The sequence below is a fragment of the Mitsuaria sp. RG genome, from assembly GCF_028369275.1.
GTDB lineage: Bacteria > Pseudomonadota > Gammaproteobacteria > Pseudomonadales > Pseudomonadaceae > Aquipseudomonas > Aquipseudomonas peradeniyensis.
Genome location: NZ_JAQMYQ010000007.1, coordinates 83,863 through 109,403, shown reverse-complemented (window position 1 = coordinate 109,403; position 25,541 = coordinate 83,863). Strand labels below are relative to the sequence as shown.

Here is a 25,541-nt window from a genome sequence, read left to right as displayed (position 1 = left end):
TCAACCATCCGTGGTAAGCCATCCGCGGCAGGTGCTCGGCCAACAGCCGGCCACCCGCTCGTGCATGCCGCCCGCGCCTTGCTGACCAAGGCGCGTGGCGGCGTCGGTCAAGCCTTCAGGCGCAGTCTCGTGCCTGGTCAGCAACGCGCCTCACCGCCCTGGACGGGGGTGGCGCTTCGAGCGGCGCCATCTTCAGATCCTCCAGACGCAGGTCAAGCTCGCGCAGCGAGCGGTCGATGTGCCGCCCCATGAAGATCCGCCGACGGACCATGAAGTCCATGAGTGCGAAGATCAGCAGCCACTTGCGCCGCCCCGCCTTGCCTTCGCGAACCAGCTTGGCGAACTCGGGCTTGTACGGGTTGTAGCCAAGCAGCTTGAGATCCGAATACATCAGCAGCCAATTCAGGGTGAAGTTGCTCAACACCGGGTTGGCATGCACTTTGTTCTGCACCAGGCCCAGTTCGATGACTGTGTTGGTGACGCGCGCCTGGTCGTAGTCCCAGGCATGGAACGGCGCGAGGATGCGCGGCAGCTTGATGCCCTCGCCATGGCGTTGCGGGTTCCAGAACAGCGCCCGCTCGTGTTCCTTGAACACGCCGTTGGCAAACAGTTCATGGGGCGTCCAATCCTGGGCGATACGCTCCGCCGGCATCTCGTAGAGCATGCGCTCGGGCTCCGGCTGGCCGGGTGAATAGCCGGTGAAGATCAACGGGATGTCCTTCTCCACGGCAAAACGCAGCAGGTCCCCTTCGCGGATGTCCAGCCAGAAATAGCAAACCGTGTGCACTGCCCCCTTCGGGCCCTGGTTCATCAGCAGATGGCGGATGAAACGCCGGTAGACGCTCTGGACCGGACGGTGCACGTGATGGTCCACCCCGAGTGCCTTGACCGTCCGCCGGATGTTGTCCCAGGTCCTGGCCGGTATGTCGAAATCGCTGGTATACGCCAGCACCTTCAGGCCGTAGTCCACCACCAGCCGGTGCAGCAGGTAGCAACTGTCCTTGCCACCACTGAAGGAGACAATGCAGTCGTACTTCCTGCCACTGCCCTTGGCGGCGCGCAAAGTCGCCTCCAGGTCCTGCTGGAAGCGCATGCGCTGCGCGTCCTGGCGCAACCGCCCCCCCGCCTGCGAGATGCGGCACAGGTTGCAGGTGCCGTCCGAATCCAGCGCCACGCCTTCGACGTCGTCGGTCAGCAGGCAGCTGACACATACTTTCTTGAACATACCGACCAGCTCCTTTCTATCCTTGTCGTGCTCCGATAACGGTCCGTGTCAGGTCACGCGTTCACGGCGACCTGGGCGTGTGGCAGGCGGGCGTATGCTTGCCGGGCCAGTTGCAGGGCCTCCCCAAGGAAATCGCCATAGGCGGTCAGTGCCTGCTCGCCGATGGCGACCAGGTGCTGGGTGTATTCAGGCTTGGCTTCGAGCAACTCGGCGACCACGCGGAAGTTGGTATCGGTATGGCCAAAGTCGAATCTCACATGCTCGGCCAGGAAGGAAATACTTTGCTGGCCTTCTTCACACAGCGCTGCGGCACAGGCTTTCAACAGTGCTGGGCCGTATTGGGTGGTGATCAGTTCAATCTCCACATCAATGGCAAGTTCGGCCCACGGTGCATCTCCGGCCACCACGTCCTTGTGCAACTGGTGATAACGGCGCACCGAAGGCGTCAGATTGGAAACCAGCAAGTCGTCGGTATTGATCGGCATTCCCGGATACTTCGCATTCCACAGGTTCACCAACTTGTGGACATCCGCCGCCGCCCACTCGTGGTGACCGTCTTCTTCTTCGGTGTGCTCCTTGAAGAACTCGGCCAGCCTGTTCAGGCCCAGGGCCTCGCAGCGCACGCCGGCCGTGGCCAGGTACTCCGGAATAGGCGTAGTCAGTGCCGCGCTCATGGCGCTCCAGTAGATCATGAAGAGGTTCACCAACGGCGCGTCCATCGGCGCGTTGAACAACGCCTGGACATCGTCACGGGCGGCAAACTTCTCACGTGCCGCCGCGATACGAATCTGGTACTCGTTCATCATGATCGGATCATTGCCAACATTCATTTTTCACGCTCCTTTGTAGGATGAATAAAACCTTTAAAGTCCATGAAACAGGCGATCGCGGCCAAGGGACGGACAGTCATATCCTCCCGTTTCAAACGATCGCATTTACTGCAAATGGCCCGCATGAACATGCGCGCGCAACTACATTGCCCTGTCAATCAGAAGTAATAGTGAACCCCTGCGTACAATTGATCGTTATCCCTGAACTGGCCGAAGATACCTTCGTCATGCCCGGCAAAATGCATTCCGCCAGTGCGCAGTTCCCAGTCGTCGGTGACCCGCCAGCGCAATTGCAGGCGCCAGAAACGGTCGGTCATGTTCATGAACTCGCGCCCCTGGAACTCCAGCCACAGGTCCTCGCCCTTGAGCGGCACGTTCACCCGCCATGTCACGCTTGGCCGGTACTTGTCCGGCTGCATGTTGCCGTTGTGGTTACGGATGTAGTCGAGGGTGTACTGCAGGTTGATGTAGGTCCGCGAGGCGAAGGTGTAGTCCATGCCGGCCACTCCCCTGAGCGTGTCACGGCGCTCGACCAGACCCGGCACAGCCATGTCGTAGCTGACATAACCGGCATCGGTGACGTAAGCCAGTTCGCCACGCACACCGATCCCGTCACGCCCCGACTCGAACGCCATCGACGTGGTGTGCTGGCGGGCGTGATAAGGCTGCACGGTACCGACTGCCCTGCCGCTGGCGTCGAAGCCCTGGATATCGGCGCGAAATGCCGCCATCTGCTCGAACTGGTAGGCATAGTTGAACGACAGGTCATAATTGTCGCGCCGCAGCACTCGCCGAGCGGCAAACACGCTGTCGCCCAGCGGACCACCTTCAACCTTGGTCGAGCGCTCGCTTAACCCCAGTCCGCGCACGTAGTTGTTCTCCACGAACAGGCTCCATTCCTCGCCTGGCTGGGCCAGCAGGTCCTGACGGAACTGCGGCTGCCAAAGCACCTCGAAGAAATCGCCGCCATCAAGAAAGTAGCGACCGCTCACCGCGGTCACCGGCCACTTGCGTTCGAAGCGGGTATGGATCAGGAAGCTGCGAAAATCCTGGGGTGTGAAGCTGTCGATCACACTGACCTCGTCCGCCACCCCCCACTGGATCACCTGCCGCCCGATGCGCCAGCTGGTCGTCTCGCCTTCCCATTCGACGTACCCTTCCCACAACCTGGCAGTGCTTTCGTTTTCGTCGGCTGCCGAACGCATGCGCTTGTGCTCCAGCTCCAGGTCCGCCGAAACCAGCGTGCGCAGGCCGTCGGCCTGGTGATCCAGCTCGACCCGGCCGCGACCTCGCAGGCCATTGTCCAGGCTCGACTTCAAGGCGCTCGAGCCCACCTCGCCACCGCTGCCCAGGCCAACCGCCGAGCGCAGGTCGAGAAACCCCGTCACCGTGTTCTGGCCACCCAGGGCCGCCAGCGCCTGGGCGCTCACGCAAGGCGCGCCAGCCAGCGACAAGACGGCTGCAAGTGTTCGGACAATCCCGACCATCACTCCACCATCCTGCTGGTTTCGTCACTGACCAGGCGTTGCACGTCCGCAGGTTCGGCAAAGTGCTCGATGCCCTTCTCCATCTGCCGCACCGTCACCAGCGACGCAGGCAGCCCGGTATCGACGCGAACCCAACGTCGCTCCATCAGCGTCTGATGCCCGTTGCGCAGATCATTCACCTGCACGAAACGCTCGTACAGGGCAGAGCCGTATGCCTGCACTTCGGTGCGCCGAACCTGCTTGATCAACTGGCCGGCAGCATCGAAAAAGTCGATCCGACTGGGGAAGTAACTGCCGTCGGCGCGGATGTAGTAGCGGCGCTTGGCATACGCCGAGTTCGACGACGGCTTGGCCTGGCAATCCACCACATGCACTGCGAAACCTTCCTCGCTGGCCTGCTCCACATAGCTGAATGTCCAGTCCTCGAGGTTGATCTTCTGCAGATCCTCGTAGATCAAGTCGGACCCGACCCAGGTCTGGTGCTTGGAAGATACCCGCCGAACCCGGCTGGCGGCCGGCAGGTACAGGTATTGCAGGTCCTCGGCGCCACGCACCTCCTCGTTGAAGGTGGCGATGTTGCGAATGCTGCGGGGATAGAAGAACTTCTGCAGGTCGAGGTCACCCTGCTCGCCTGCCAGGTGATACCAAAGCAACCCGCGCTGCCGCTTGGTTCCAGCCTTGTCGGTCAGGGTGACCAACAACATCGAGACCGAATCCTTGCCGGTTGGGCGGTCCTCGGAACGCTCGATGATATCCCTTGGCACCAGGTTGCCCGCCGGCATGCCAGCGAAGGCCAGCAGCGGACAGAGCACGCCGATGATCATCAGCAAACGCTTCATGGCTGCACGCTCCCGGCCTGGCGATAAGTGGCGAGCATGCCGCCGGCGAGGCCTGCAGGGCGGTGGACCTCCTCCAGGGCGAGGTGCTGGTCGGTTTCGCGCAGCGCCTCGCGGATGCAGATCGCAGCCGTGTCCAGGACACGCTCGTCCTTGCCTGGAACGCCAAGAGCGAAACGCACCAGGGCATCGCCAGGGCCGGCCGAGCCCCCTGGATTGAGCGCGCCACGCACACCGTAGCCCACATACAGATGATTGAGGAAGGCGCGAGCATGCATGGCCGTGAACTGCGCGCCAGCCATGAGGAACACGCCATGGACACCCACCTGTGACTCGTCGCCCAACTGCAACAGGCCGTGGAAACGGCGTACCTGGTCAATGCGCGAACGAACTTGCTTCACCAACCCATGCGGCTCGCGCATTGCCGCCAGCAAACGACGCTTGCCCAGCAGGTCAAGGCCCGTGCCGAAGATCAGCGCCTGGTCGCGACAACGCTCGAACAGGGTGCGGTCACGTAGCGCGAGGAAACCACCGATGGTCGTCGGCATCTCCTTCGTCGCGCTCAGCAACACACCGTCTGCCAGTGCGCACAGGGCCTGAACGATGCTCAGTTCGTCATGGTCACGCCAGTCGCAGGCGTACTCGCGGATCAGACAGGCATTGCTGAGGATCCGCGTCGCGTCGAGTAGCAGCGGGATGCCGTAACGATCAGCCACTGCCTTCACTGCACGCAGGTTGTCCAGCGAAACGGGCACGCCGCCAATGGCATTGGTGCAGGCTTCGACCAGCAGGAAAGGTATGCGCTGGCGGCCCACACGCTTGATCGCCTGCTCCAGGGCCACGCAGTCCAGGTCAGCGCGAAATTGGCCACCGGCATCTGCCGTCGACACCGTGCAGTATGTGGCGCCCCTGAGCTGCAGGTGCGCCTGCAGCGTGGGAAATGGCGCGCTGCCAAGCACGCAGTCGCCCGCCGTGACCAGGGCGTTGACCAGCAACGCCTCCGCCAGCCGCCCCTGGGCCAACGCCAGCACCTGGGGCAGGCCGAACAAGGCCTGGAACGCCGCAGCCAGTCGCTCGTCCAGCTCACCGTCGCCGTCCTGGCGCAATAGAGGAACGCTCGGGTAGTCGCGGTGCATCAGGCTGTCGGTCTGGTAGTCGTCCAGGACCAGCCGCGACGGTATCAGGTCGAGGTTGAACCCATGTTGAGCCAGGACCCGCGCGCGGGCCTCGACGGTGTCGGCCAGCAACGTCATGCCAAGGCTCCCTCGGACACGTCGATGATCCTGTGGTTCATGCGATTGAGGTCGAAGAACATCACCTTTGGCAGCACGATCGGTTCACGGAAACCCGGCACCAGGTCATGCAGCAGGTGGTTCACACACTCAGTGGCCAACAGCGATGTCGCGATCAGAGGCCCCACAGCTACCGTTGGCACCTTGCCAACCTCGAGGCTGCGGACGATCGCCTGCATGTGCTGGGGCACGAAGATTTCGTCGAAGATCCGCGGCAGGGAGCCCTGCTCCTTGGCCACCTTGAGCGTCTGCGTCCAGTACTCCATTCCCAACCCTTGCGGTGAGGAGCACAAGGCAAAGCAGCCGAAGCCCATGATCGGCCCGACAACGCTGAACACCCCACGCTCGTGTGCCTTGCGGTGGATGGACTCACGCAGCGAGTGGGGCACGTTGGCATCCAGGCAGTCGACCAGGATGTCAGCGCCCGACAGAAACTCGTCCTGGTTGTGGTCGGTGATACCTTCGACAAAGATCTCGACCTTGGCCCGGGGATTGAGGTCGAGAATCAGCTCGCGATACACCAGGGCCTTGTTTCGGCCCAGCGAAGCACCCGTCGCGGCCCATTGGCGGTTCATGTCGGGCGGATCGAAAGCGCCCGGGTCAGCCAGCTTGAATGACTGTACGCCCATCCGGCACAGGGTGAGTGCCATGGCGCCACCCACGCCGCCACAACCGGCGATCACCACCCGGCTGGACGCAAGCTTGTCGATGCCCGCCTCGGTCAACAGAGGTAGCGAGCGGTTCAGCATATCGTCGTTGCTCATCCTGAAACTCCTTTTCTCACGTGTGTGGATCCTTGCCTTGGCAATGCTGCCAGAGGCCGCCATGCCTCCTGCGAGGCGCAGGAAGGACACGTTGCCAATACTTCCTTCGGCAAAATGTCACAAACAATTTCAAGCCGGCCCTATCGCACCGGCCAACTAATTAAACCGACGAGTAAATAAACAACGGCAAATCGCAGGCACAACGAGACACCACGCAGTAGTTGCGCAACACCGCCAATTAATAAAACCCTCAGTACACTATTGGCACTTTTAAACCGCAAAGTTTAATTTGTCAGTCGCTGGCGCGAACAAACTAAACTCGTAAGTTTAATTGCCAGGCAACCGAGCGCAGCAAGCCAAAGCAACCTTGAAAGCAGAACCAACAAGCCCGGCTCAAAAACAAGCATAAAAACACTTAAAATCAATGACTTGAAAATGCCAACTCAGGCTGGATAGACGCTGCAGCGCACAATAACACCCGAGAATTGCAGCCGCGTGCACAGTACTCGCCAAGCGTTTTGGCGTGGCCAATCCGGACGAACGCCAACAGAAGAAATAGTTATTAACTTAGAATATTCGCGGATACTAAACGGAGCGCCAAGACAATACAAGCCACTCTTTAGCCATTATCGATAGCCCTGCGCAACGAGGCGACTATCGCACGCAGCAGATGCGCGAGATAAAGCACAATCTATTATCCGGCACGCCTGTATTCAGCAGGCCCGCCGAAACATATGGCAGCGCTGCTCGATATCAGGGGGGGCAACGCTCGCACCCTGGCCATTGCCCGAGCAGCAGTCGGGACCTGCTCGGCATTGCAATTGGCTAGCGGCGATGCGGGGTATCAGGGGTTAGCGTTGCAGCGCACTTGAGATCGAACGCCGCGCGGGCGGCGCTCGGCTGCAAGGGTTGCGGCGGGCTCCAGCCACCCCGACTATCGGGCCAAGGCGCTGGACAAGGCAGGCGCTCTCAGAAGCGCGCCACCATCCCCACCCGCCAGGTACGTCCCGGCGCCGGCATGAAGCTCTGCGCCAGCGGGTCCAGGTAGTAGCGGTCGGTCAGGTTCTGCACCGACACATTCAGCTCGGTGTGCTCCAGCAGCTTGTACTTGAGGAACAGGTCGAACAACGCCACCGAGCGGTAGTCGATCTGCGGCGTGGTCGCGCCGGTCTGCCAGGGTTTGTCCATCTGCGCGGTGGGTCCCGAGCTGTAGGTCATGCGCCCGCCCACGGTCAGTGCCTCGTCGAAGAAGCGCATCCCGCCGAGCAGGTTGGCCGAGAAGCGTGGCGGGTTCTGGGTGTTGGTGTACGAGCCCATGTAGCTGCCCGACGTGCAGTCCGGGGTGTCCTGGGTGCGCTGGTAGCGATTGGCGCTGGCGCGCAGCTTGGCGGCGAAGGCCGCGTCGCAGGTCTCGGTCATCAGGTAGTAGGTGGCCGAAAGGTCGGCGAACACGCGCCCGGCATCGTAGTGCGACTGCAGTTCCAGCCCACGGGTGTGGAAGCTGTCGGTGTTGCTGAAGGTCATCTGCCCCCACAGGCCCGGGCTCGGGTCGTAGTAGCGGGTGATGTAGTTCTTGATGTCGTTGTCGAACCAGGCCAGCTTGGCCGACGCCTCGTCGCCGGCGGTCAGCAGGTCGCTGCGCAAGGCACTCACGCCCACTTCCCAACTGCGCGAGCGCTCGGGCTTGAGGTGCTTGCCCGGGGTGACCTGCTGGGTGCCCTGGCTGGTCTCGAACAGCGACGGCAGGCGCAGTCCCTCGGTATAGGAGGCATAGACGAAGGTATCCGGCAGGAACTCGAAATTGATACCGAAGGCCGGCGCGAAGCCACCGCCGCGGCTCTTGCCCTGCGGGGTGTAGTCGTAGCCGGTGACCACGTTGCTGACACTTTCGGGATGGACCACTACGTTGGTCGCGCCGGACTCGTTGAACGGCACGCCATTGAACGGCTCGTTGCTGTTCTCGAAGACGATGCCGTTGTTCAGGCGTGGGTCGGTGGCGTCGGTGTACTGGCCGTTCTGGTCGGGGAACCACGTCATGCTGCCCCAGTGCCCCGGGCTGCTGGCGGTGATCCAGCGCATTTCCCGCTCTTCGCGGCGCGCCTCGGCCAGCACGGTGTTGTCCTTGGTCTGGTAGTGGGCATAGCGGCCGCCGCCCCACAGCGTCAGTGTTTCAGTGGGTTTGTATTCCAGGTTGCCGTTGAAGCTGAACTCCTGACGCGAGGCATCGCGCAACATGCGGTTGGCGTTGATGTCGTGCTGGGTGGAGACCACGTTGCTTTGCGGCTGGAGGTCCTCGAGCTGGAAGGCGCCGCCCAGGTCGAGTTTGAAATCACCATGGGCTGTGGTGAAGCGCGACACGTTGTTCAGGTCGCCGCCGATGCGGCGGTTGTCCTGGCGGGACCAGGCGCGGTCGGTACGGTACAGCTGCGACTTGGGCGCCATCCAGGCCGCGCTGAGGGTGCTGGTCTTCGAGTCGGTCATCCACAGCCTGCTGGTGAGGTCCACCCACGGATTGCCCTCGGGCAGGTAGTGGTAGCGGGCAGTGTAGGTGTCGATCTGGATTTCGCTGGTGGGGTACTGGTAGATGCCGGCGGTGCCGTAGCGGAAGATGTCCGAGGGCATGATCTCGCCCATGTGCCCGTCGAAGCGGCGGTAGCTCAGGTCCAGGGTATGGTCGTCGGCCAGCCGCCAGGTGGTCTTGAGCAGGTAGGAGTCGGTCTCGAACGACGAGTTGAGCACCTCCTCGCCGGCGTTGTAGGTGTTGGCGACGCTCGGCTGTTCGTCACCGTCGCGGTCGTAGAGCCGGTAGCGGTCCTGGCCCTTCTTGCCGGAAAAGTAGTTGCCCTGGTTACGGTGCGCATAGGCCGCCACCAGGTCGAAGCGTTCGTGGGAGTAGCCGAAGGCGGCGCTGCCGGACTCGGCCTTGGAGCCGAACAGGCTACCGCGTTCGTCACGCGGCACCGCGCTCAGGTCCTCGTCCCTGGAGTTACGGTTGCGGTGCTCGGGCTCCACGCCGTTGTTCCACAGGTTGCCGGTCAGGCGCACGCCGACATCCTTGCCATCGACCAGGATGTCATCGACACCGATGGTCTTCATCTCCACCGAGCCACCGATCGCTCCCGAGCGAGTGCTGGGGCCTTTGTTCACGGTGACACTGCTGATCAGGTCGGGGTCGATGTAGCTGCGCTGCTGGGTGCCGCCGTAGCCCCGGTAGACATCCACCGCCTGCTCCGAGCCATCGACCCTGACCGCCACCCGGCTCTGCCCCTGGATGCCGCGGATGTTGACGTCCAGCGCTCCGCCGTTGCGGCTGTCGCCGACCTGCACGCCGGCCACGCCCTTGAGCATGTCGCCCACCGAGACGGTGCTGAAGCGGTCGAGGTCCTCACGCGACAGGTGCACCGTCGAGCGTGGCGCGCGATAGGTGTCGCGCTGTGGGTCCAGCAACTCGCTGGCCGCGACCATGGTCGGCGTCAGTTCCGTCGCCATCGCCGATGCCTGGGCCTGCGGGATGAGGATATAGGCCCCCCGGGAGTTCGACAGCAGTTGCAGGCCGCTGTTGGCCAGCAGGCGCCGGGCCCCCTCCTGCACGGTGTAGCGGCCCTTGAGTGCCGGCGCGGCGCGGCCGCGGGTCAGCTCGGGATCATAGGACAGCAGCAGCCCCGACTGGCTGGCGAACACGCTTAACGCGGTGCCCAGCGGGCCCTTGGCGATGTCGTAGTCGCGCAGCGTGGCATCGTCGGGCCGGGTAGAAGCCATGGCCGGGGCATCGGCGGCCTGAGCCAGGCTCGAAGCCGTGCCCATCAGGCAGCCGAGCATCGCACAACGCACGGCGAAGCTGATCGGGGACAAGCGTTGCGAAGGACGCGAAACAGGGGAAAGCCGACGGATTGCGGGCATGCTTTTCTCGCTCGTGAGGTCAGTGCCCGGCACTCGATGCGGGCTTGCACCCCTTCTGTCGCATGACGGCGAAAAAGGTATATGCGTGCGATTCGCATTTTCACTTGATCTTGTGATTTAGCCAAATCTAGTGATAATTGTTTGCATTTACACTCTGACACCTCCCCGCCATGACCCTTTTCAATACTCCGCCCCAGCCCGCCGAGCGCTGCGCCGTGACCACGCTGTACATCGAGCACCACGCCTGGTTGCGCGGCTGGCTGGCGTATCGACTGCGCTCCTGGGGGCGTGGCGTGGCCGACGACCTGGCCCAGGACATCTTCGTGCGCGTGCTCGCCAGCCGCGACAGTAACCAGCCCGATACCCTGCGCCAGCCACGCGCCTACCTGACCCGTATCGCCAACTGCGTGCTGGTCAGCTGGCGCCGCCGTCATTCGCTGGAGCAGGCCTGGCTCGAAGCGCTGGCGCTGGTGCCCGAAGCGCTGCAGCCGTCGCCCGAGCAGCAGAGCGTCATCCTCGAGACCCTGCACGAGATCGACGCAGTGCTCGACGGCCTGCGCCCACGGGTCAGGCAGGCATTCCTGATGGCCACCCTGGACGGCATGAAGCAGAAAGACATCGCGCAGGCGCTGAACATCGCCCTGCCGACGGTGAAGAAGTACATCCACGAGGGCTACATGGCCTGTCTGAGCCAGATGCCCGATGACTAACCAGCCCGCCATTGCCCAGGCCGTGCTCGCCGAGGCCGCCGCCTGGTTGCTGCTGATGCAGGAAGGCCCGCTGACCCCGGCGCAGCAGCTCGAACTGGAGTGTTGGCGGCGCCGCGACCCGGACCACGAACGCGCCTGGAAGCGTGCCCAGCGCCTGCTGACCCGCCTCGGCACCCTGCCGCCGACCCTCGCCCGGCAAACCCTCGCTCGCCCGAAGGACAGCAGCCGGCGCACCGTACTGCGTGGCCTGCTGGGGCTGATCGGCGCGGCCCCGCTGGGCTGGTGGGCATGGCGTCAGGCCCGGGAGGGTGTCGACTACCAGACCGCAGTGGGCGAACGGCGCGAGTTGCTGCTGAGCGATGGCACCCAGGTCACGCTCAACAGTCACAGCGAGCTGCGTGTGCTGTATTCGGCCGAGGAGCGCCTGCTGTACCTGCGCCGTGGCGAGGTGTACATCGTCACCGCGACGGACCCGTCGCGGCCGTTGCGGGTGCGCTCCGATCACGGCCTGATGCAGGCGCTGGGCACCCGCTTCAGCGTGCGCCAGCTCCTTCACGAGACCCAGCTCGCGGTTTATGAAGGCGCCGTGCGCGTCACCCCCGAAGCTGGCCGTGGCAGCGTCATCCACGCAGGCTCGCAGGTACGCTTCGACCGCGACCGGCTCGGCCTGGTGGAAACCGCCCGCGACACCCAGCTGGCCTGGCGCAGGGGTTTGCTGGTGGTCGACGACATGCCGCTATTGCAGTGGGCCCAGGAGCTGATGCGCTACGCCGACCAGCGCCTGGTCTGCGACCCGGCCGTGGCCGAGCTGCGGGTCTCCGGCAGCTTCCCGGTCGATGACCTGCCACTGGCCCTGGCCATGCTGAGCGAGAGCCATGGCCTGCGAGTGCGGAGCGAAGCTGGTGGGATGTTCATAAGTCGCTGATCCCCCAGCTGTCATGCAGGGAACCTACGACTATGCGGCCAACGCGTACCCTGTGGGAGCGGCTTTAGCCGCGAAGCAAGCAACTCGATGGATGGCACCGGCTTCGCCGGTGTTCGCGGCTGAAGCCGCTCCCACAGGTCCCTTCCAGGTCGATAATTCATGTGAAGCCCGCGCCCACGGGAGCTATGTGACGAACCACTCGACGCAATGCCAGCATCCGGCCATTGCCCCGGCACCATCGCCAATGGGATGATTCGTATTTGCAATGAATTCTCATCAAGGTCACCCCGTGCCCCCCAAACTCCTCCTCGCCGAAGACGACCCCCGATTGCGCCAGGACCTGGAACAGCACTTCCTGCGTCGCGGCTTCAGCGTCCAGGCCTGCGAGAACGGCACCCAGGCATTGAACGCGATGCACCAGGCGCCCTTCGACCTGCTGCTGCTGGACATCATGCTCCCCGGCATCGATGGCCTCAGCCTGCTCGACGAACTGCGCCGGCACCAGGCGGTACCGGTGATGCTGATGTCGGCCCTGGGCGCCGAGCAGGACCGCATCAGCGGCTTCACCCGCGGCGCCGACGACTACCTGCCCAAGCCCTTCAGCCTGGCCGAGCTGGATGCCCGGGTCGATGCCCTGCTGCGCCGGGTGGCGCTGGACCGACGCCCGCCCACGCCACGCAACGCCTGCACGCTGACCTTCGATACCGCCAACCATGATGTCGCCCAGCATGGCCAGAGTGCCGGGCTGACCGGTTCCGAATACCGATTGCTGCTGACCCTGCAGGCCCATCCCGGCGAGGCACTGAGCAAGGCCTTCCTGTACCAGAGCGTCCTGCACCGGGCCTACACCCGCCTCGACCGTGGCCTGGACGTGCATGTGTGCAACCTGCGCCGCAAGCTCGGCGCCATCGGCGCCGGACACCTGGAGATCCAGGCCGTGCGCGGCCAGGGCTATATCCTGGTCGATGCGGGCAGCAGCTGATGCGCCGTCATCCGCTGCTGTGGAAGCTGGCGCTGCTGCAGGTGTGCTTCTGCCTGCTGCTGACCTGGCTGATCTGGACCTGGGGCCTGTCGGTCGAACGCAGCACCTACTTCCTCGCCCCCGCCGACCGGGTGTTCCTCGCCGGCTTCGCCGAACAGGCCGAGCAGGCCTGGCACGCGGAGGGAGCCGATGGCGTGGAACGCCTGCGCCGTCGGCTCGAAACCGAGGAGGACACCTGGGTCGCCATCATCGGCCCCCATCTGCAGAGTCTCGGCACTACCCCGCTGAACGCCGATGAAGCCAGCCGCCTTACCTTCATGCGCAAGCTCGACTGGCCGATGAGCCGGCGCCTGCAGGACGAGCTGCCATACGTGAGCATCGCCTTCCCCGAACACCCCGAGGACGGCCGCCTGGTCATCCAGCTCCCCGAACACCTGCTGCCCACCGGCCTGACACCCTGGACCCACGTGATCACCCACGGCGTGGCCCCCGCCCTGCTCGCCCTGCTGCTGGGCCTGGCGCTTTACCGCCACCTGGTCGTGCCGCTCAACCGCCTGCGTGACCGTGCCGACGCCCTGCGCGCCGACGATCTGGACAGCCCCGGCCTGCCCCTGCAGGAACGTCGCGACGAGCTGGGCGAGCTGGCCCAGGCCTTCGAGCACATGGCCGTGCGCCTGCGCAAAAGCCTCGACCAGCAACGCCTGCTGCTGCGTACCCTGTCCCACGAACTGCGCACCCCGCTGGCGCGCCTGCGCATCGCCCACGACAGCGAACTACCGGCGGAACTGCTACGCCAGCGCCTGGACCGCGAAGTGGACGACATGCAGAAACTGCTGGAGAACACCCTCGACCTGGCCTGGCTGGACACCGAGCGGCCGCAACTGGCGACCGAACCGGTACTGGTGCTCTCGGTCTGGGAGGCGCTGGTCCAGGACAGCTGCTTCGAAAGCGGCTGGCCGGTCGAACGGCTGCCCTGCTTGCTCGGGCTCGACTGCCAGGTCCAGGCGCACCTGGACAGCCTGGCCCAGGCCCTGGAAAACCTGCTGCGCAATGCCATCCGCCACTCGCCCGCCACCGGCCGGGTCAGCCTGGACGGTTGGCGCGAGGGTGCCTTCTGGCACTTGTGCCTGCGCGACCAAGGACCTGGGGTAGCGGAGGACGAACTCGAGCAGATCTTCCAGCCCTACCACCGCCTGCCCGGCAGCGGCGCCGGCTTCGGCCTGGGCCTGGCCATTGCCCGGCGCGCCATTGAGTTGCAGGGCGGACGCCTGTGGGCAAGCAATGGCCATCCCGGGCTATGCCTGCACCTGCTGCTGCCGGCCAGCGAAAGTGTTTAGAAAGTTAATGCGCTTTACTCTCAAATAGGAGTTATTACTATTTGTGATCTCTTGAATTCAGCCCGCCGTGCCGGAGATCACACATGTCGCCCCGCCCGCTTCCTTTCGCCCCCTTCCTGCTGCTGTCCAGCTGCCTGCTGAGCAGCGCCGTGCAGGCCGCCAACCAGCCAGAACCGATCGTGCTGGAAAGCCAGAACGTGGTGGCCACCGCCCTGGAGGAGACCAAGCAGGCGCCGGGGGTGTCGGTCATCACCGCCGAGGACATCCAGAAACGACCACCGGCCAATGACCTGTCGCAGATCATCCGCACCATGCCGGGGGTCAACCTGACCGGCAACTCCACCAGCGGCCAGCGCGGCAACAACCGGCAGATCGACATCCGCGGCATGGGCCCGGAAAACACCCTGATCCTGGTCGACGGCAAGCCGGTCAGCAGCCGCAGCTCGGTGCGCTACGGCTGGCGCGGCGAACGTGACTCGCGCGGCGACACCAACTGGGTGCCGGCCGACCAGGTCGAGCGCATCGAGGTGATCCGCGGCCCGGCGGCGGCGCGCTACGGTTCCGGGGCCATGGGCGGGGTGATCAACATCATCACCAAGCAACCGGCGGGAGAGACCCACGGCAACATGACCGTGTACCAGAACTTCCCGCAGCACGGTGACGAAGGCGCCACCAAGCGCGTGAGCTTCGGCCTCAACGGCCCACTGACCGACACCCTCAGCTACCGGGTCTACGGCAACGTGGCCAAGACCGACGCGGACGACTGGGACATCAACGCTGGCCACCAGTCCGCGCGCACCGGCACCCAGGCCGGCACCCTGCCCGCCGGCCGCGAAGGCGTGCGCAACAAGGACCTCAACGGCCTGCTGAGCTGGCGCCTGACCCCGGAGCAGACCCTGGAGCTCGAAGCCGGCTTCAGCCGCCAGGGCAACCTGTACGCGGGCGATACGCAGAACACCAACTCCAATGCCAACGTCAAAAGCATGCTCGGCAAGGAGACCAACATTCTCTACCGCGAGAACTTCGCCATCACCCACCGTGGCGATTGGGACTTCGGCAGCAGCATGGCCTTCCTGCAATACGAGAAGACCCGCAACCAGCGCATCAACGAAGGCCTGGCCGGCGGCACCGAAGGCATCTTCAGCAACACCGACTTCTACACCTCGACGCTGCGCGACCTGACCGCCCACGGTGAGCTCAACCTGCCACTGCACGCCTGGCGCGACCAGACCCTGACCCTGGGCAGCGAGTGGAGCCAGCAGAAACTGGACGACCCCAGCGCCAATACCCAGACCACCAGCGAAGGCGGCAGCGTGCCCGGCCTGGCCAGCAACGGCCGCAGCACCAGCAGCCAGGCGCAGATCTTCTCGCTGTTCGCCGAGGACAACATCGAACTGCTGCCCGGCACCATGCTCACTCCGGCGCTGCGCTTCGATCACCACAGCATCGTCGGCGACAACTGGAGCCCGTCGCTCAACCTGTCCCACGCGCTGACCGACACCCTGACGCTCAAGGCCGGCATCGCCCGCGCCTACAAGGCGCCGAACCTGTACCAGCTCAACCCCGACTACCTGCTCTACAGCCGTGGCCAGGGCTGCTACGGGCAGAGCACCAGCTGCTACCTGCAGGGCAACGCGCATCTGGAGGCCGAGACCAGCGTCAACAAGGAACTGGGCATCGAGTTCCAGGACAACGGCTGGGTCGCCGGCCTGACGTACTTTCGCAACGACTACAAGAACAAGATCGACTCGGGCCTGAGCGGCATCGGCCAGGCATCCGGTGGCGCAGGCCTCAACGCCAATGCCACCCTCTACCAGTGGGAGAACATCCCCAAGGCACTGGTAGAGGGACTCGAGGGCACCCTGACCATCCCGCTGAGCGAACAGCTGAAGTGGAGCAACAACTTCACCTACATGCTGCAGTCGAAGAACAAGACCACCGGCGAGACCCTGTCGGTGACCCCGGCCTACACGCTCAATTCGATGCTCGACTGGCAAGCCTCCGACGACCTGTCACTGCAGCTGAGCGTGGCCTGGTACGGCAAGCAGACGCCGAAGAAGTACGACTACCAGGGCAAGCGGGTCACCGGCACCGCCAACGACCAGGTGGCCCCTTACGCGCTGGTCGGCGCCAGCGGCACCTATGCGCTCACTAAAAACCTGAGCGTGACCGCCGGCATCGACAACCTGTTCGACAAACGCCTGTACCGGGCCGGCAACGCCCAGGCAGTGAACGGTATCGAGGGCGCGGGCGCAGCCACCTACAACGAACCCGGGCGCACCCTCTACACCAGCCTGACCGCCTCCTTCTGAACCCGTGCCGCCGCTGCACTCGACGATGCCGCGGCGGCTTGTCATGGAAGACCTCACGAGAACGCCCGATGAAGATCCTTTCCCTTGTCCTGGCACTGCTGCTGAGCAGTTCGGCCCTGGCCCAGCCGCATCCCGAGCAGAAGATGGACCACACCTTGCTGCAGCGCCAGGACCTGGCCTATCGCTTCAGCCACCTCGACCTGGATTCGCGCGACGGCCAGCGCCATTACCGCCTGTGGATCGGCCAGCCCCGACGCCCGGCCCCCGCCAGCGGTTACCCGGTGCTGTGGATGCTCGACGGCAACGCCGCCATCAGCGCCCTTGAGCCACCGCAACTGCAGGCGCTCGCCGGCGGCCAGGCACCGCTGCTGGTCGCCATCGGCTACCAGACAGACCAACGCATCGAGCGTGCGGCTCGCACCTACGACTACACCCCCGTAGTGCCCGGGCTGGCCGAGCAACGCGACCCCCTGACTGGCCAGGCCAGCGGTGGTGCCGATGAGTTCCTCGACCTGCTGGAACAGCGCATGCGCCCGATGGTCGCCGCTGTCGCGCCCGTCGACCCGCAACGGCAGACGCTCTGGGGTCACTCCTATGGCGGGCTGGCGGTGCTGCATACGCTATTCACCCGCCCATGGCTGTTCAGCGACTATGCGGCGGCCAGCCCATCGTTGTGGTGGAACGACGGCGCCATCGTGGCCGAGGTGCACGGGTTGCAGGGGCGGCTGGGCAGCCACCGAACAAGCCTGCTGCTGATGCGCGGCACGCAAGAACCGGCCAATCCGCGTGGGCCGGTGTCGGGTGATGTACAACGAGCGGCCCAGGAGCTGGTGGCCAGTCTGGCCGGGGTGAAGGGATTGTCAGTAGCCTTCCAGCCATTCGATGGCCTGGACCACGGGCCAATGCTGCCGGCCTCGCTGCGGTTCGTGATGGACAGGATGTCCAGCTCAGTGAGCCGTAATCCGTTGTAAGAGCCATTCCTTTCAAGGTGTTGAGAATTGGCGCTCGGCTTGGCGTTGCCGGGGTCGCTTTGCGACCCTTTCGCGGCACAAGGCCGCTCCTACAGGGCGCGCGGTCGCCTGTAGGAGCGGCCTTGTGCCGCGAAAGGGCTGCAAAGCAGCCCCGGCAATCTCGAATTGAGCGGTCATACCCAAAAAATCGCAAAAACCTTGAAAGGGCTTGTTGTAGGAGCGGCTTTAGCCGCGATGCAAGCTGTGCGGTGTCTGGCACCCGCTTCGCGGGTAATCGCGGCTGAAGCCGCTCCTATAGATGCCGTGCCCCCTTATCCAGCTTGGCGCACGGTGTCCCGCAGAAACTCATCCAGTAACCCGCTGTCACCACGCGTCACCGGCACCTCCCGCACCTCATCGGCTCGCGCCAGCTCGGCCTCGATGAACCCATGCAGCACCTCGTCCCGAGGTCCGTGCTCGGCCTCGCCGCTGCGTCGTTTCACAGCCAGCAGTGCGTCGATCGCCGCCTGCAGTCGCGGATCATCGACAGTACGCGCCATCAACGCGGCGAACGCCGTCGGCGGCATGCCCAGCCCCTGGTCGATCCAGCGCACCGCCAGCAACGGCCGCAGCACATACAGGTACTTCTTGAAGCGCACCGTCTCGCCCATCAGGTAGCCACGCAGGTTCTTGCGTGCCATCGACAGGTAGTGGTGGCGCACGGCGCGCGGCGAGTAGAACGCCTCGCCCAGCTCGCGCAGGCGACCGGCGGCTTCGGCGTCGGCGCGGTACACCAGCGGCGAGCCCAGCCACTCGAGCAGGCTCGGATTGGCGCCGCGCATCAGGCGCAGGGTCTTGCGCAGCTCCCAGCCGCTGATGTCCAGCTCGTCGCAGAGCGGCCGCTCGATCACATCGCGAGGCTCGTCCACCCGCAGGTACCAGTCGTTGCGCGGCACGTAGACGAAGCGTACGTCGTAGTCGCTGTCCGGCGAAGCGAAACCCCAGGCACGGCTGCCGGACTCGCAGGCATAAAGCACGGTCACCTCGTGCTCGCGCTCGATACGTTGCAGCTCATCGAGCACCCGGGCGCGCATGGCCTCGGGCAATGGGTGGGAGTCGTCCTGATACATGTCTTCGTTCCTTGTACAGGGCGCCACGCGGCGCCCGTTTCAACCTTTCACGCACACCACCTGGCGCAGGGTGTGCACCACCTCGACCAACTCCCGCTGGGCCTGCATCACCGCATCGATGTCCTTGTAGGCCATCGGGATCTCGTCGATCACATCCTTGTCCTTGCGGCACTCCACATGGGCGGTGGCGCGCTGCTGGTCCTCGACGGTGAAGCGGCTCTTGGCCTTGGTGCGGCTCATCACCCGGCCTGCGCCGTGACTGCACGAGCAGAACGATTCCTCGTTACCCAGGCCCCGGACGATGAAGCTCTTGGCACCCATGGAACCGGGAATGATGCCCAGCTGGCCCTTCTGCGCCGACACCGCGCCCTTGCGGGTCACCAGCACCTCACGGCCGAAGTGCTGTTCCTTCTGCACATAGTTATGGTGGCAGTTGACCGCCTCGAGGCTGGCCTCGAACGGTTTGCCCAGCACCTTGCGGGTGGCGGCAACCACCGCCTGCATCATCAGCTCGCGGTTGTGCCGGGCGAAGTCCTGCGCCCACTCGACCGCCTCGACATAGTCGGCGAAGTGCCGGCTGCCCTCCTCGAAATACGCAAGGTCCCGGTCCGGCAGGTTGACCATGTGCTGGCGCATGTCGGCCTGGGCCAGTTCGATGAACAGGTTGCCGATGGCGTTACCGACACCACGCGAGCCGCTGTGCAGCATGAACCAGACGCGGTCGGCCTCGTCCAGGCAGACTTCGATGAAGTGGTTGCCGCCACCCAGTGTCCCCAGGTGCTGGCGGTTGTTGGTCTTCTCCAGCCGCGGGTGCTTGTTGGTGATCGCCTTGAAGCGTCCGGCCAGGCCGCTCCACACCTGGTCGGCCTGGTCCGGCACAGTGTCCCAGGCGCCCTGGTCGCGACGGCCGAAGGTCTTGCCATGGGGCACGGCCTTCTCGATGGCCGTGCGCAGGCCGTGCAGGTTGTCCGGCAGGTCGCGGGCGTGCAGCGAGGTGCGCGCGGCGATCATGCCGCAGCCGATGTCCACCCCCACCGCCGCCGGAATGATCGCGCCCACGGTGGGGATCACGCTGCCGATGGTCGAGCCCTTGCCCAGGTGCACATCCGGCATCACCGCCAGGTGCTTGAAGATGAACGGCATCTTCGCCGTGTTCATCAGTTGCTTGCGGGCGTCGTCCTCGACCGGTACACCGTCGGTCCACAGTTTGATCGGCTTGCCGCCCGCCACTTCGAGTATGTTCATTGCCTTGTTCCTTGTTGCGCTACGTCGTGTCGCAAAGGGTCAACCCGCCTTGAGGCTGACCATTCCATTCAATACCTGATCCAGGCCACCGAACACCGAAATCCGGTCGATGCGCTCGGCCACCCGCTCCAGGGTTTCCAGCTCCTTCAGGCGCAGGGCCGTCGGGTTGCCTTCCATCACCTTGGCGGTGTTGAGCAGCGAACGGGTCGCCTGGGTTTCCTCGCGGCGCCGGATCACGTTGGCCTGGGCGGCCTTTTCCGCCTCCACCACCTGTGCCAGCAGGGTCTTCATTTCGCCCGGCAGGATGATGTCGCGCACCCCCAGGCTGCTCACCTCCAGGCCACTGCCTTGCAGGTGCGCCAGCAGGTGCTCGGTGACGCTACCGTCGATGGACTGCTTGTCTTCCAGCAGCTCGTCGAGGGTGCGGGTACCCACTGCCGCACGCAAGCCGAACTGCAGCTCGCGGTACAGGTGCTCCACCGGCTTGCTCATCTGTCCGTGGGCGCCAAGCACATCGGTGTAGCGCCAGTTGGCCACCAGGCTCAAGCGCAGGCTGACCTTGTCGCGGGTGAGGATCTCCTGGCCGTTGACCTCCAACGCCTGCAGGCGGGTGTCGACCATCTCCACCGCTACCTGGCTGCCGCAGCGCCAGTAGCCATGCCGGCCTGGCTCGAGCAACCCGGCCACCACGCCATCAATCTTCAGCACGCCGACATGGAAGGCCGGCACCAGCGCCAGCAGGACCAGGTCCGTGCCGGCCACGCCGGGGCGGTTCAGGCGAACCACCAGTTCGTCGTCCAGGCGCCGTCCCTGATCAAGGTCGATGCGCTGCAAGCCATGTTCGACCTGACCTTTCCAGTACAGGCGGCGGCTGTCGGGGGCCAGCAACTCAACCAGGCGGCCGTCCTCGAAGCGCAGCCCGGCCTCGTGCGGCGCCAGGTCCATGGCTTCGAAATACTGCTCGACCAGTGCCGACTCATGCCCACGCAGGTATTGCGCCAGCGGGTGGTCAAACAGCGGGGATTGGAGGCTGAAGGTGGTCACTGTCAGCCGGTCTTGCCAGTCGAAACGCTGGTACTGGCCAGGCTCGAGGATCGACACGAAGTCGCCTTCGCTCATCAACAGGCCGCGTTCGTTTTTCTTCACCACAAAGCGTTTCAACAGTTTCATCTTGCTCATCCTTTTATCAATGTCCTTGGCTGCGGGTGGTCGCCGACTCACCGAGCGCCGTGGGCGAAACCTGGCGGAGTCCGGGGCTGGGAGCGATTGCTCCGGCGGCCGCCATCGTTGCGCCTGGTCCGGCCGGCGGGCCGGGTGAACCAGCGGTGGCTCAGGCTTCCTTCGCAGTGGCGGGCCGTCCTGGCCCTGGTTGCGTTGCCTGTGCCCCACCTGCGGGTGTTGCGGGTGTAGCTACCGTGGAGGGTATTGCCGAGACGTGGCCCGGCGAGCGCCTCGCAAGCCTGTTCACAGGCTTGCGCCGCAATGACCGGTCGTTGCGGCGGCGGCATGCACGACACCGACACCTGAAGGTGGGTACGTGCACCGGCGGGGGTTGATCCCCTGACCCGAGGGCCTGCCTGGCGATGCGGTCGAGAGGGATATAGCGAGCGGCGTGCCAGGTTTTCATTCGCTCTTGAAAAATCTTTTAACTATTTGATTTATAAGTATTTATTTTTTGTTGCGCGTTAGCCTGTGTATTGCAACGCGTCATGCCGATTTCATTTTTCGTATATCCTGAGATACATACTTATCTTTTTGGATAATCACGGATGACCAAGCCCCTCGTCGCCATCGGTTTCCTCGGCACCACCCTCGACCGCAACGGCAAGGGCGCCGCACGCTGGAACCGCTGGCGGCCAACCATCGGCCTGTGCCAGCAAGCCGACCTGCCCCTGGACCGCCTGGAACTTATCCACGGCCCCGGCGCCCGCGACCTCGGCCTGGCCGAGCGGATTCGCGCCGACATCCAGCTGGTCTCGCCCGACACCGAAGTGCGCCTGCACCCGCTGGCGCTGCGCAACCCTTGGGACTTCGAGGAGGTCTACGGCGCCCTGCACGACTTCGCCAGCGGCTATACCTTCGACACCGAGCGCGAGGACTACCTGGTGCATATCACCACCGGTACCCACGTCGCGCAGATCTGCTGGTTCCTGCTCACCGAAGCCCGCTACCTGCCGGCGCGCCTGGTGCAGACCTCGCCCTCGCGCAAGCAGGATGAAAACAGCGACCCGGCCGGCATCGCCACGCTGATCGACCTCGACCTGTCGCGCTACGACCCGATCGCCTCGCGCTTTCGCCGCGAGCAGGTCGAGGGGCAGTCGCTGCTCAAGTCCGGCATCGCCACGCGCAACCCGGATTTCAACCGCACCATCGAGCAGATCGAGCGGGTCGCCCTGCGCTCCAAGGCGCCCATGCTGCTGGTCGGCCCGACCGGCGCCGGCAAGTCGTTCCTGGCCCGCCGCGTCCATGAACTCAAGCGCGGCCGCCACCAACTGGGCGGGCGTTTCATCGAGGTGAACTGCGCCACCCTGCGCGGCGACGGCGCCATGTCGACCCTGTTCGGTCACGCCAAGGGCGCCTTCACCGGCGCCCAGAACGCCCGCGACGGTCTGCTGCGCGCCGCCGACGGCGGCATGCTGTTCCTCGACGAGATCGGTGAACTGGGCGCTGACGAACAGGCCATGCTGCTCAAGGCCATCGAGGAAAAACGCTTCTTCCCGCTGGGCGCCGACCGCGAAGTGGAAAGCGACTTCCAGCTGATCGCCGGCACCCACCGCGACCTGCGCGCCAAGGTCGCCGACGGCTCGTTCCGCGAGGACCTGTTCGCCCGCATCAACCTGTGGACCTTCGCCCTCCCGGGCCTGGCCGAACGCCGCGAGGACATCGAGCCGAACCTTGATTTCGAGTTGCAGCGCCATGCCCGCGAACAAGGCCGCCAGGTGCGCTTCAACCTCGAGGCCAAGCGCCGCTACCTGGCCTTCGCCCATTCCGGCGAGGCACGCTGGGCCGGCAACTTCCGCGAGCTGTCGGCGTCGATCACGCGCATGGCGACCCTGGCCGACAGCGGGCGTATCGACGAGGCATTGGTCGAGGAGGAGATCGGTCGATTGCGTTACGCCTGGGGCCTGGAACCGAACACCGAACCACTGCTCACAGGTCGCGAGCTGGACCTGTTCGACCAGGTGCAGTTGCAGGCGGTGATCGACGTCTGCCGCCGCGCGCCGAGCCTGTCAGAAGCCGGACGCCAGCTGTTCGCGGTATCGCGCCAGGAGAAGGCCAACCCCAACGATGCCGACCGCCTGCGCAAGTACCTGGCGCGCTTCGGACTGGACTGGCAGCAACTAAAGTCGTAGGGCTTGCCAGCCCGCTGGCACAGTGGGGTATGCTTGGCCGGTCTTCAGGGCGGGGTGAAAGTCCCCACCGGCGGTAAATCGAAAGATGAGCCCGCGAGCGCTCCGGCCATGCCGGGGGTCAGCAGACCTGGTGAGATTCCAGGGCCGACGGTCATAGTCCGGATGAAAGAAGGCGTTTGGCAGGGGCCGTCCGGGCACCCCTGCGCGCGCATTTTGTTCGCCCCGAGACGTTCATCGATCATTCACGAGGAGCGTTTCATGTCCACCATGCTCAACAAGCAATTCCCCAATGTCAGCGCCGCCATCGCCGCCTTCCAGGCCGGGCGACCCGTGCTGCTGCTCGACGACGACGACCGCGAGGACGAAGCCGATATCGTCGCCGCCGCCGAGAACCTTTCGCTGCAGACCATGGCCATGATGATCCGCGACTGCAGCGGCATCGTCTGCCTGTGCCTTGACGAAGCCACCGTCGACGCCCTGCAGCTGGCGCCGATGGTGCAGAATAACCAGGCCCGCCATGGCACCGGCTTCACCGTCACCATCGAAGCCGCCGAAGGGGTCAGCACCGGTGTGTCGGCACAGGACCGCATCACCACCATCGAAGCCGCGCTGCGCTCGACCGCGCAGGAACGTCATATCGTCAGCCCAGGCCACGTGTTCCCGCTGCGCGCCCGCGATGGCGGCGTGCTGACCCGTCGCGGCCACACCGAAGGCTCGGTGGACCTGGCCCGCCTGGCCGGCCTGCGCCCGGCGGCGGTGCTGTGCGAACTGATGAACCCCGACGGCAGCATGGCCCGCGGCGAGCAGGTGGCGGTGTATGCCCGCCAGTACAACCTGCCGGTGCTGACCATCGAGGAACTGGCGCGCTATCGCGAGGCGATGGTCGAGCTGGAAGCAGAGATCGCCTGAATCATCTTGGGGCCGCTGTGCGGCCCATTCGCGGCACAAGGCCGCTCCTACAGGAAATTACGATCCCCTGTAGGAGCGGCCTCGCCGAGGCGTCGGACCGGCCGGAAAGGGCTGCAAAGCAGCCCCAACAATCTAAAGCCCAATGCCGATCAAGCTGCCGTCAACGCAACCCCAACGGCCCCTTCAAAAACTCATACAACCCCGCCGCACTCTTGCGATAGCCATCAGCCGTCAGGTGCACCAGATCCGGCCGCGCCAGCCCGCCCGCCTGCCAGCCGGCAATCGAGCACGGCCCGCCCATGAACCCCTGCCAATCCCAGAACAGCGCCTTGTACTTCTGCGCCATCTGCTTCTGGATACGGATCACCGAGGCCAACGGTTGAGGCTGGCGCGCCGCACAGCTGCGCGCCTTGCGCTGCTTGATCGAGTCCGGCGGCCCGACCAGCAGGATTGCCGCCTGGGGCAGGTCCTTGCGCAGGCCGACGAGGGTCGCCTCCAGTTGCGTCTGGTACAGCGCCAGGTCGAGCTTGTCGTCAAACGCTTCATTGGTGCCGTAGGCCAGGATCACCAGGTCAGGCCGCACGGCCTTGAGGCTGTCACGCCAACCCGGCTGCCACTTGTCCACCACGTCCAGGCGCGCACCGTTGATGCCCAGCGCCGAGTAGGTCACCCCGGCATTCTTCTGCCCCTGGATGTACCAGCCCCCCAGCGCGACACCCCGGCCACCCTCGACACTCAATTGCACCGGCAGGCCGACATTGGCGTAGGCCGGGCTGAAGCGCCACTGGCCATTGCTCGCCGGCAGCACGCGGCGCTGGCCACCATTGACGAAGAGGCTGGCACTGGTGGTCGACTGGTACAACGCCGAGACCTTGTAGCGCTGGCGGTCCTCATCACGCGCCTGCAACACAACACTGGCGCGATTGGCCAACGGCAGCGACAGGTAGCCCCCCAACGGGAACTGCGGGCTTTGCTGGTTGCGCGCCGACACCAGCTCCCACTGGCGCCTCTCGCTCTTGATGATCACCCGGTCGTTGCGGATCCCCGGCACCGGCGAAGCCGGCACCAGGCCGATGCCGCCGTCGCCGTAGCGCGTCTGCAACAGCTTGCGCAGCTCGCCGCTGAACAGGTCGGCGGCGGTGTGCGAGTCACCCAGCTGGACGATGGCAACCGGCGCCCGGCCGGCATTGCGCAGCTTGCCGGCGAGCAAGGCGAGGTTGCCGTCCTGACGGGCGGCAGGCGCGGCGGCGGGCCGGGCCGTGGGCTGGGCGCTCACGCTGTTGGCGCCGGTACTGCAACCCGGCGCGGCGCTGATCAGCAGGGCCAGGCCCAGCAGGTGATGCCATTGGCGCAT

Annotated in this window: 19 protein-coding genes and 1 riboswitch; of the genes, 8 read left to right on the top strand and 11 right to left on the bottom strand. The window is 64.9% G+C overall.

The features are described 5' to 3' along the window. Window positions 1–115 precede the first annotated feature (115 nt). From POF53_RS06430 to POF53_RS06400, 7 genes are all read right to left on the bottom strand, one after another. Window positions 116–1,225 (bottom strand): adenine nucleotide alpha hydrolase family protein, encoded by a 1,110-nt coding sequence (locus POF53_RS06430; RefSeq protein WP_232856637.1) that lies wholly within the window; start codon window positions 1,223–1,225, stop codon window positions 116–118. 53 nt (window positions 1,226–1,278) lie between these two features. Continuing rightward, window positions 1,279–2,055, bottom strand: a complete 777-nt coding sequence (locus POF53_RS06425; protein ID WP_203650128.1) for a hypothetical protein — start codon at window positions 2,053–2,055, stop codon at window positions 1,279–1,281. A 158-nt stretch (window positions 2,056–2,213) separates the two neighbouring features. Next, window positions 2,214–3,485, bottom strand: coding sequence for a DUF1302 family protein (locus POF53_RS06420; protein WP_203650126.1), 1,272 nt, complete (start codon window positions 3,483–3,485; stop codon window positions 2,214–2,216). Between the two features lie 56 nt (window positions 3,486–3,541). Further along, window positions 3,542–4,381, bottom strand: a complete 840-nt coding sequence (locus POF53_RS06415; RefSeq protein WP_203650124.1) for an outer membrane lipoprotein-sorting protein — start codon at window positions 4,379–4,381, stop codon at window positions 3,542–3,544. Next, window positions 4,378–5,631, bottom strand: a complete 1,254-nt coding sequence (locus tag POF53_RS06410) for a beta-eliminating lyase-related protein (protein WP_232856638.1) — start codon at window positions 5,629–5,631, stop codon at window positions 4,378–4,380. The genes POF53_RS06415 and POF53_RS06410 overlap by 4 nt, the downstream gene beginning before the upstream one ends. After that, the gene (locus POF53_RS06405) at window positions 5,628–6,434 is read right to left on the bottom strand and encodes a ThiF family adenylyltransferase (protein ID WP_254465167.1); all 807 of its coding nucleotides are present in this window, start codon (window positions 6,432–6,434) and stop codon (window positions 5,628–5,630) included. Before POF53_RS06405 ends, POF53_RS06410 begins: the two co-directional genes overlap by 4 nt. A gap of 969 nt (window positions 6,435–7,403) precedes the next feature. After that, a complete protein-coding gene (locus POF53_RS06400) occupies window positions 7,404–10,334 on the bottom strand; it encodes a TonB-dependent receptor (RefSeq protein ID WP_269806775.1) in 2,931 nt (976 codons plus the stop codon). Window positions 10,335–10,504: 170 nt separating this feature from the next. Here POF53_RS06400 and POF53_RS06395 point away from each other — a divergent pair, with 170 nt between their 5' ends. The 6 genes from POF53_RS06395 (at window position 10,505) to POF53_RS06370 (ending at window position 17,571) form a co-directional block, all read left to right on the top strand. Further along, the gene (locus POF53_RS06395; protein ID WP_232856641.1) at window positions 10,505–11,044 is read left to right on the top strand and encodes a sigma-70 family RNA polymerase sigma factor; all 540 of its coding nucleotides are present in this window, start codon (window positions 10,505–10,507) and stop codon (window positions 11,042–11,044) included. Further along, window positions 11,037–11,969, top strand: a complete 933-nt coding sequence (locus POF53_RS06390) for a FecR family protein (RefSeq protein WP_498966877.1) — start codon at window positions 11,037–11,039, stop codon at window positions 11,967–11,969. The genes POF53_RS06395 and POF53_RS06390 overlap by 8 nt, the downstream gene beginning before the upstream one ends. 289 nt (window positions 11,970–12,258) lie before the next feature. After that, window positions 12,259–12,951 carry a response regulator transcription factor gene (locus tag POF53_RS06385; RefSeq protein WP_232856643.1) on the top strand — a complete coding sequence of 231 codons (693 nt, stop codon included), beginning with the start codon at window positions 12,259–12,261 and terminating at the stop codon, window positions 12,949–12,951. Beyond that, on the top strand, window positions 12,951–14,288 hold the full coding sequence (locus POF53_RS06380) for a HAMP domain-containing sensor histidine kinase (RefSeq protein ID WP_232856644.1): 1,338 nt from the start codon (window positions 12,951–12,953) through the stop codon (window positions 14,286–14,288). The genes POF53_RS06385 and POF53_RS06380 overlap by 1 nt, the downstream gene beginning before the upstream one ends. A gap of 83 nt (window positions 14,289–14,371) precedes the next feature. Further along, entirely contained in the window at window positions 14,372–16,600 is a 2,229-nt protein-coding gene (locus POF53_RS06375) for a TonB-dependent siderophore receptor (RefSeq protein WP_498966874.1), read from the top strand. Between the two features lie 68 nt (window positions 16,601–16,668). After that, the gene (locus POF53_RS06370; RefSeq protein WP_498966872.1) at window positions 16,669–17,571 is read left to right on the top strand and encodes an alpha/beta hydrolase; all 903 of its coding nucleotides are present in this window, start codon (window positions 16,669–16,671) and stop codon (window positions 17,569–17,571) included. A gap of 311 nt (window positions 17,572–17,882) precedes the next feature. Here the strand turns inward: POF53_RS06370 and POF53_RS06365 are convergent, their stop codons facing one another. Genes POF53_RS06365 through POF53_RS06355 form a run of 3 tightly spaced genes read right to left on the bottom strand, consistent with a single transcriptional unit; the run spans window position 17,883 to window position 21,089 of the window. Then, window positions 17,883–18,680: a nucleotidyltransferase domain-containing protein gene (locus tag POF53_RS06365; RefSeq protein ID WP_498966870.1), complete on the bottom strand. Its 798-nt coding sequence runs from the start codon at window positions 18,678–18,680 to the stop codon at window positions 17,883–17,885. Window positions 18,681–18,719: 39 nt separating this feature from the next. Beyond that, window positions 18,720–19,925, bottom strand: a complete 1,206-nt coding sequence (locus POF53_RS06360) for an RtcB family protein (protein ID WP_498966868.1) — start codon at window positions 19,923–19,925, stop codon at window positions 18,720–18,722. Between the two features lie 39 nt (window positions 19,926–19,964). After that, window positions 19,965–21,089, bottom strand: coding sequence for a slipin family protein (locus POF53_RS06355; RefSeq protein ID WP_498966919.1), 1,125 nt, complete (start codon window positions 21,087–21,089; stop codon window positions 19,965–19,967). A gap of 605 nt (window positions 21,090–21,694) precedes the next feature. Between POF53_RS06355 and rtcR the strand changes: the two genes are divergently transcribed. Both rtcR and ribB read left to right on the top strand, forming a co-directional pair. Further along, window positions 21,695–23,278, top strand: coding sequence for an RNA repair transcriptional activator RtcR (gene rtcR / locus POF53_RS06350; RefSeq protein ID WP_232856650.1), 1,584 nt, complete (start codon window positions 21,695–21,697; stop codon window positions 23,276–23,278). Window positions 23,279–23,314: 36 nt separating this feature from the next. Then, window positions 23,315–23,456, top strand: a riboswitch (FMN riboswitch). An 80-nt stretch (window positions 23,457–23,536) separates the two neighbouring features. After that, on the top strand, window positions 23,537–24,187 hold the full coding sequence (ribB, locus tag POF53_RS06345; protein ID WP_203650081.1) for a 3,4-dihydroxy-2-butanone-4-phosphate synthase: 651 nt from the start codon (window positions 23,537–23,539) through the stop codon (window positions 24,185–24,187). A gap of 160 nt (window positions 24,188–24,347) precedes the next feature. On the opposite strand, the gene POF53_RS06340 is transcribed toward ribB, so the two are convergent. Then, window positions 24,348–25,541, bottom strand: coding sequence for an SGNH/GDSL hydrolase family protein (locus POF53_RS06340; RefSeq protein WP_267813329.1), 1,194 nt, complete (start codon window positions 25,539–25,541; stop codon window positions 24,348–24,350).